The organism is Gemmatimonadales bacterium (assembly GCA_041390145.1).
Classification (GTDB): domain Bacteria; phylum Gemmatimonadota; class Gemmatimonadetes; order Gemmatimonadales; family GWC2-71-9; genus SPDF01.
On record JAWKQM010000016.1, the window covers coordinates 49,308 to 56,480 of the forward strand.

Here is a 7,173-nt window from a genome sequence, read left to right on the forward strand (position 1 = left end):
TCAGCTGCCCCCACCGGCGCCCAGCAGGCGCCGAACGATGTCAGCCGCATCCGCCTGGATACGCGCCAGATGATCCGGCCCGGCGAAGCTCTCGGCATACAGCTTGTAGACATCCTCCGTGCCCGACGGGCGAACGGCGAACCACCCCCGCGCGGTGACCACCTTGACCCCGCCGATCGGCGCACCGTTGCCCGGCGCGGTCGTCAGCCTGGCGGTGATCGCGTCGTCCGCGAGGGTCGTGTCGGTGAGCTGCTCTGTAGTCAGCTTTCGCAACGTGCTCCGTTCCGCCGCCGTGGCCGGGGCATCGATCCGCTGGTAGGCAAAGTCGCCGAAGTCGCGGGTCAGTTCCTCGTAGAGCGCACCGGGGTCCCGTCCGGTGACGGCGGTCATCTCCGCGGCCAGAAGCCCGAGCGCGATGCCATCCTTGTCCGTCGTCCATACCGACCCGTCGCGGCGCAGCAGCGACGCGCCGGCGCTTTCCTCTCCGCCGAACGCGAGCGTACCGTCCGTCAGTCCCGGAACAAACCACTTGAACCCGACCGGAACCTCGACCAGGGGCCGGCCAAGTCGCGTCGCCACGCGGTCGATCATGCTGGTACTCACCAGCGTCTTGCCAATCCCGGCCGACGCCGGCCACGACGGCCGGTGCGCGAACAGGTATGCGATGGCGGCGGACAGGTAGTGGTTGGGGTTCAGCAGCCCCGCCGAGGCGGTGACAATGCCGTGCCGATCGTGGTCGGTGTCGCACGCCCACGCCACGTCGAACCGGTCCTTCATGTGGAGGAGGCGCTGCATGGCATAGGACGAGGAGGGATCCATGCGGATCTGCCCGTCCCAGTCCACCGTCATGAAGCGGAAGGTTGGATCCACCTCATCGCTCACCACGGTCAGCGGCAAGCCGAAGTGTTCCGCGATCCGGCCCCAGTACGCGACACCGGCACCGCCCAGTGGATCGACGCCGAGGCGGAGACCGGAATGCGTCACCGCCTCCATGTCCACCACATTGGCCAGGTCCGGCACATAGGCAGCCATAAAGTCATGCAGCCGGGTGGTGCTGGCGTGTTGCGCCCGGGCGAACGGCACGCGCTTGACTTGCGCGTTCCTGTCCGCCAGCAGGGCGTTGGCGCGATCCTCGATCCAGCCGGTGATGGCGGTCTCGGCTGGCCCGCCATGGGGAGGGTTGTACTTGAAGCCACCGTCGCGCGGGGGATTGTGTGACGGTGTGATGACGATCCCGTCCGCCCGCGCGGCGGGCCGGGCGCGATTGTGCACCAGGACTGCGTGCGAGACCACGGGCGTCGGGGTGTAACCGTGCTGCGCGTCGATCCGCACCTCGACCCCGTTGGCGGCCAGCACCTCGAGGGCACTCGCCCACGCCGACGCCGACAGCGCATGCGTATCGGCCCCCAGGACCAGTGGGCCGTCGATCCCCTGCCCCCGGCGGTAGTCACAGATGGCCTGGGTGATCGCCAGGATGTGCGACTCGTTGAACGCCGTGTCGAGCGACGAACCGCGGTGCCCCGACGTCCCAAACGCCACGCGCTCTGTGGGGATGTCCAGATCAGGTTGGCGCGTGTAATAGGCCGTCATCAGCCGCGGCACGTCGACCAGCATGGCCGCCGTGGCCGGCTTCCCGGCGCGCGGATCAATGGTCATGGTGCGGGGTCTCCCGAGATAGCCACCCCCCGGTGAATGCGGCCCGTCGCAAGCCGGACACCAGGTAGGGCGACGCGCGCATCAGTTGCCAGATCAAGCCGGACCGATGGTTTTCGATCATCATCACGATCGGTCCCTGGTTGATGCCATAGTGGTACGGCGACACCCAACCGCCAGAGGAGCCACCGGGGTCGGGAAAGGTCGGATTGAAGGTGGCCCGGAAGCCGTACCGCGGATGCCCCAGGCGAGGATGGCGCGTGAACGCTTCAATGGTCGGCAGCACGATCTCCGGGGCAAAGGGGAGTGAAGCCACCGCCGCCCAGGGCGCGATGGTGCCATCGTCGGGTCCGAACGGCGCGCCCCGGGCGGCGTAGTCAAGGAACCGCCGCGTGCTGCCACCGACCTGGCGAACGGTGGGCCCCGGGCCGTCGCTGGCGCTCAGCCCCCAACAGAACTCGCCATACCCCTCGAAGTTTCGCGGATTGCGCATGGCGTACGCCTGTTGCACCAGCGTTGCCCTGCGGCTGTTTTCGAAATAGTCGATCCCGTGCGACCGCATGAATTCGTCCTGGACGCCGCGGCTATCGATCCAGCAATACGACATCTGGTGGATGAAGAGCGGCCCGGCGAACAGGTGCTCCACGCCATAGAGCCGCTTCCACCGGTAGGTGGGTGTCCAGGCGGGATAGCTCTCGGTCGGCAACGGATGGGTGGGGGATCCGAGCCCGAGGAGGTAGAGCACCAGCCCCTCGTTGTAGCCCGTCCACCGGCTTCGAAGGAACCCTCGTTCGGGAGTCCATCCTTGACTGAGGGTTGAGCCTCCGTCAAGAGCCCAGGTCCAGTCCACCCGCGCATAGAGCTCCTCGGCGAGCGCCCTGATCTCCCGCTCCGGCGCCGACGGGCCATCAAAATACGCCGCTGCCGTCAGGATGCCGGCAAGCAGCAGCGCGGTGTCCATGGTGGAGAGTTCGCACTTCCATGCCCGGGCGCCGGTCTGCATCTGGAGGAAATGGTAGTAGAAACCCTTGTAGCCGGTCGCCTCGGGCGACACACCCTGCTTGCTGTTCCGAAAGAACCGAAGGGTGGCGAGCGTGAGATCGACCGCCGCAGCCCGGCTGATCCATCCCCGCTCCACCCCGACCGGGTGCGAGGCGAGGCCAAACCCGACCGCGGCGATACTGGCCGGCCAGTTTGCGGCGGTGCGGTCAACGACCAGACCGTTGACGGGATTCGTCTCATGAAGAAAATAGTTGTATGCCGCCCGCTGCACCGACTCCAACATCGTGTCGTGCGCGGGCGGGGGCCTACTCGGCAGGGTCATGCCACCCCCCGACATCCTCGGCGAGCGACATGGCCGCCGCGGGCCCCCAACTGCCAGGCTCATATTGGTGGGCCGGCGTCACATCCCCGAGCACATTCTCGACCACCGCCCAGGCCGCCTCCACGCTGTCTTCGCGCGCGAAGAGCATCGGGTCGCCGTCCATCGCGTCGTCGAGCAGACGCTCGTACGGGCTCAGGTCGTCCTTGGAGGCGTGGGTGACCACCAGTTCCGTCGGCTCCGTGACCAGCGCCTCACCCGGCGCCTTCACGCGAGCCCCGATGGCGATGACCACCTCGGGGCTCAGGCGAAAGCGCACGTAGTTGGTGTCGCCGTCCGCGAGCATCAGTAGCGGCGGCCGCTTGAACGAGACCCGAACCTCGGTGGCGGTGGCAGCGAGTCGCTTGCCGGCCCGGATCAGGAACGGCACCCCTTCCCACCGCCACGAGTCGACCCGGAGCCGGAGCGCGGCAAACGTCTCGACGTTTGAGTCCGGCGCCACATTCGCCTCGTTGCGATACCCACGGTATTGGCCTCGCACCAGGCAGTCGGGCGCCAGCGGACGAATCTGTCGGAACACCTTGACCTGTTCGTCCCGAATGCCTTCGTCCCGTGACAGGTCCGGTGGCTCCATGGCCAGGAACCCCACCACCTGCAGCATATGGTTCTGCACGACGTCCCGAATGGCCCCCGCCTCTTCGTAGAAGCGGCCGCGTCCCTCGACGCCGAATTCCTCGGCCATCGTGATCTGCACGCTGTCGATGTAATTGCGGTTCCAGACCGGTTCCAGGAAGGTGTTGGCGAACCGGAAGAGCAGCAGGTTCTGGACCGAGCCCTTGCCCAGGTAGTGGTCGATGCGAAAGATGTCCCGTTCGGCGAAGACGGTGTGAATCGTCGCATTGAGTTCCCGGGCGCTCGCCAGGTCGCGTCCGAACGGCTTTTCGACGACAATGCGCGCGTTCGTGCCGCACCCGGAGGCGCCCAGGCCGCGCGCGACCGCCTCGAACATCGCCGGCGGGATGGCAAGATAGTGCAGCGGTCGTTGCGCCGACCCGAGGGCCTCCTTCATCGCCGTGAAGGTGGCGGCATCCTGATAGTCGCCGTCGACATACCGCAGACGGGCCGCAAGACTGGCAAACACCTCGTCGTCCACCGGTCCGTGCTGCTCCAGGCTGCGGCGCGCATGGGCCTTGAACTCGTCCAGCGTCCAACCGGAGCGCGCCACACCGATGACCGGCATGTCGAGCCGCCCGCGGCGCGCGAGTGCGTAGAGCGCAGGAAAGATCTTCTTCTTCGCCAGGTCGCCGGATGCCCCGAAGAAGACCAGCGCGTCCGATCGATTCGTGCTCACGAGTCGGCGCCCTTTTCGACATGGCCCCCGAACTCGAAGCGCATCGCCGACAGCACCCGGTCCTGGAAATCGGCCTGCCCGCGCGAGCTGAACCGCTCGAAGAGCGCCGCCGCCAGGACGTGCGCCGGGACCGCCTCGTCGATGGCGGCCTCCAGCGTCCAGCGACCCTCGCCGGAGTCGGACACCCGCCCGGTGAACTTGGCAAGTGCCGGATCGGCCGCGAGCGCCGCCGCGGTCAAGTCCAGCAACCACGATGCGATGACACTGCCGCGGCGCCACACCTCCGCGATCTCGGGCAAGTCGAGGTCGTACTGGTACACACTCGGGTCCCGCAGCGGCGTCGTCTCGGCGTCGGTGGTGACCGTCCGCTTGCCCACGTTGGCATGCTTCAGGATGTTGAGCCCTTCCGCATAGGCCGCCATCACGCCGTATTCAATGCCGTTGTGGACCATCTTCACGAAGTGACCCGCCCCGTTGGGGCCGCAGTGGAGGTAGCCCTGGTCGGCCGTCCCGGCTCCCTCGGAGCGACCCGGCGTCGGCGCAATGGTCCCCTTCCCCGGGGCCAGCGTTGCAAAAATCGGGTCGAGCCGGCGCACCACCTCCGGTTCGCCTCCGATCATCAGGCAGTAGCCCCGGTCCAGTCCGAGGACCCCGCCGCTGGTGCCGCAATCGACATGGTGCAGGCCCTTCTCACCGAGCCGCTTGGCGCGGACCAGGTCGTCGCGATAATAGGAGTTACCTCCGTCAATCACGATATCGCCGCGTGAGAGCTTCGGCAGCAGCGTATCCAAGGTGGCGTCTACTGCCCCCGCCGGCACCATCAGCCAGATGGCACGCGGCGTGGCCAGCTGCGAGATCAAGTCGTCGAGTTGTTCCGCGCCGATGGCCCCTTCCTTTGCCAGCGCCCGCACCGGCTCCGGCGCCACATCGTGGACCACGCACTCGTGCCCGCCGCGCATCAGGCGGCGCACCATGTTGGCGCCCATGCGCCCGAGCCCGATCATCCCAATCTGCATGCCGTCCTCCTATGGACGCGGCGCGTCGGCGAGCACCGCCTGGGCGGCCGCCACAACGTGCTCGACTGTGAATCCATACTTGGCCATGACCACCGGGCCCGGGGCGGAAGCGCCGAACTGACGTACGGCAACCATGGCACCGTGCGGGCCCACGTACCGCTCCCATCCAAACGGGGAGGCGGCCTCCACACTCACCCGCGCCGTCACCGCGGCGGGCAGCACCGATTCCCGGTACGCGGGTGACTGGGCTTCGAACAACTCCCATGACGGCATGGAAACTACCCGACTCCGCACCCCTTCGGATATCAACTGCTGATGTGCCTCCAAGGCGAGCGACACCTCGGACCCCGTCGCGATCAGAATCAGTTGCAGCGGCGGCCCCGGTTCCGACTCGGCCAGCACATACGCGCCCCGCGCCACCCCAGATCGCGCCAGGGCTGCGGTCCGCTCAAGGACCGGGAGCTTCTGCCTGGTCAGGATGAGGCCGACCGGGCCGTCCCGGTGTTGTACCGCCAGCCGCCACGCCGCGACGGTCTCGTTCGCATCGGCCGGCCGAAACAGCAGCAGGTTTGGCATCGCCCGCAGGCTGGCAATCTGTTCCACCGGCTGGTGCGTCGGGCCGTCCTCCCCGAGCGCGATGCTATCGTGGGTCCAGACATAGATGGCATGCGCCCGGCTCAGCGCCGCGAGCCGGATGCTCGGCCGCATGTAGTCGGCGAAGGTGAGGAAGGTTGCCCCGTACGGCAGCACGCCGCCGTGGTGAGCCATGCCGGTGAGGATGGCGGTCATGGCGTGTTCCCGGATGCCGAAATGGACGTTGCGGCCGGCGTAGCTCCAGACGCCGCCGGCAGACCCCTGCGTCGGCGGTGTCTGCCCTGCCTCCGGCGTGTCGGGACACTGAAAATCGCCCATGCCCGCAAGCATGGTCCGGGTGGAGGGATCGAGATCGGCGGATCCGCCGATCAGGTTGGGGATGGCGGCGGCGAGCGCCGTGATGGCCTTGCCCCCGGCGTCGCGAGTGGCCATCGGCCCGTCGGCCGGCGCAAACACCGGCAGGTCCGCGTCGAAGCCCGAAGGCAGGGCGCCTGCCATCGCCCGGTCGAGCTCCTCCGCGGCATCCGGGTGAGCGCCGCGAAAGCGCTCCATCGAGGCCTCCCACGCCGCCCGGGCTTCGGCTCCGCGTGCCTTCACCCCGGAGAACGCTCGCGCTGCCTCATCCGGCACGAAAAAGGCCGGTTCCGGGGGCCAGCCATAGGCCTCCTTGGTCAGCCGAACCTCCTCCACTCCGAGCGGCTCCCCGTGGGCGTGAAAGGTGTCCTGCTTGTGTGGACTCCCGAAGCCGATATGCGTCCGCGCGACGATGAGGGAGGGGCGAGCTTCATCGGCGCGGGCGGCAGCCAGCGCCGCGTCCACGGCGGCCACATCCATCCCGTCGATGTGCTGCACCTGCCAGCCACAGGCCTCGAACCGCGCGCCCACATCCTCACGGAAGGTGACATTGGTCGTGGCCGAGAGCGTGATCCGGTTGGCGTCGTAGAGCACGATCAGCCGGCCAAGGCGGAGATCCCCGGCAAGCGAGGCGGCCTCCGCGGCGACTCCCTCCATCAGGTCGCCGTCGCTCGCCAGCACGTACGTGTGATGATCGACCAGCGGGTGATCCGGGCGGTTGTAGGTGGCGGCGAGCCAGCGCTCCGTCATCGCCAGCCCGACGGCATTCGCGAAGCCCTGACCGAGCGGTCCGGTGGTCACCTCGACACCGGCGGTGTGGCCCCGTTCGGGGTGGCCCGGCGTTCGGCTGCCCCACCGACGGAACTGTTTCAGGTCCTCGATGG

General features: G+C 68.0%; 5 protein-coding genes. All 5 read right to left on the minus strand.

What is annotated here, in order from left to right; translation table 11 throughout:
- The gene (gene pgm, locus R2910_13020) at window positions 1-1,656 is read right to left on the minus strand and encodes a phosphoglucomutase (alpha-D-glucose-1,6-bisphosphate-dependent) (GenBank protein ID MEZ4413903.1); all 1,656 of its coding nucleotides are present in this window, start codon (window positions 1,654-1,656) and stop codon (window positions 1-3) included.
- The gene (locus R2910_13025; protein ID MEZ4413904.1) at window positions 1,646-2,977 is read right to left on the minus strand and encodes a glucoamylase family protein; all 1,332 of its coding nucleotides are present in this window, start codon (window positions 2,975-2,977) and stop codon (window positions 1,646-1,648) included. The genes pgm and R2910_13025 overlap by 11 nt, the downstream gene beginning before the upstream one ends.
- The gene (gene zwf, locus R2910_13030) at window positions 2,961-4,325 is read right to left on the minus strand and encodes a glucose-6-phosphate dehydrogenase (GenBank protein MEZ4413905.1); all 1,365 of its coding nucleotides are present in this window, start codon (window positions 4,323-4,325) and stop codon (window positions 2,961-2,963) included. The genes R2910_13025 and zwf overlap by 17 nt, the downstream gene beginning before the upstream one ends.
- Window positions 4,322-5,341 carry a decarboxylating 6-phosphogluconate dehydrogenase gene (gene gnd / locus R2910_13035; GenBank protein ID MEZ4413906.1) on the minus strand — a complete coding sequence of 340 codons (1,020 nt, stop codon included), beginning with the start codon at window positions 5,339-5,341 and terminating at the stop codon, window positions 4,322-4,324. The genes zwf and gnd overlap by 4 nt, the downstream gene beginning before the upstream one ends.
- A gap of 9 nt (window positions 5,342-5,350) precedes the next feature.
- The coding region (tkt, locus tag R2910_13040) for a transketolase (GenBank protein MEZ4413907.1) at window positions 5,351-7,173 on the minus strand (1,823 nt) is incomplete at its 5' end.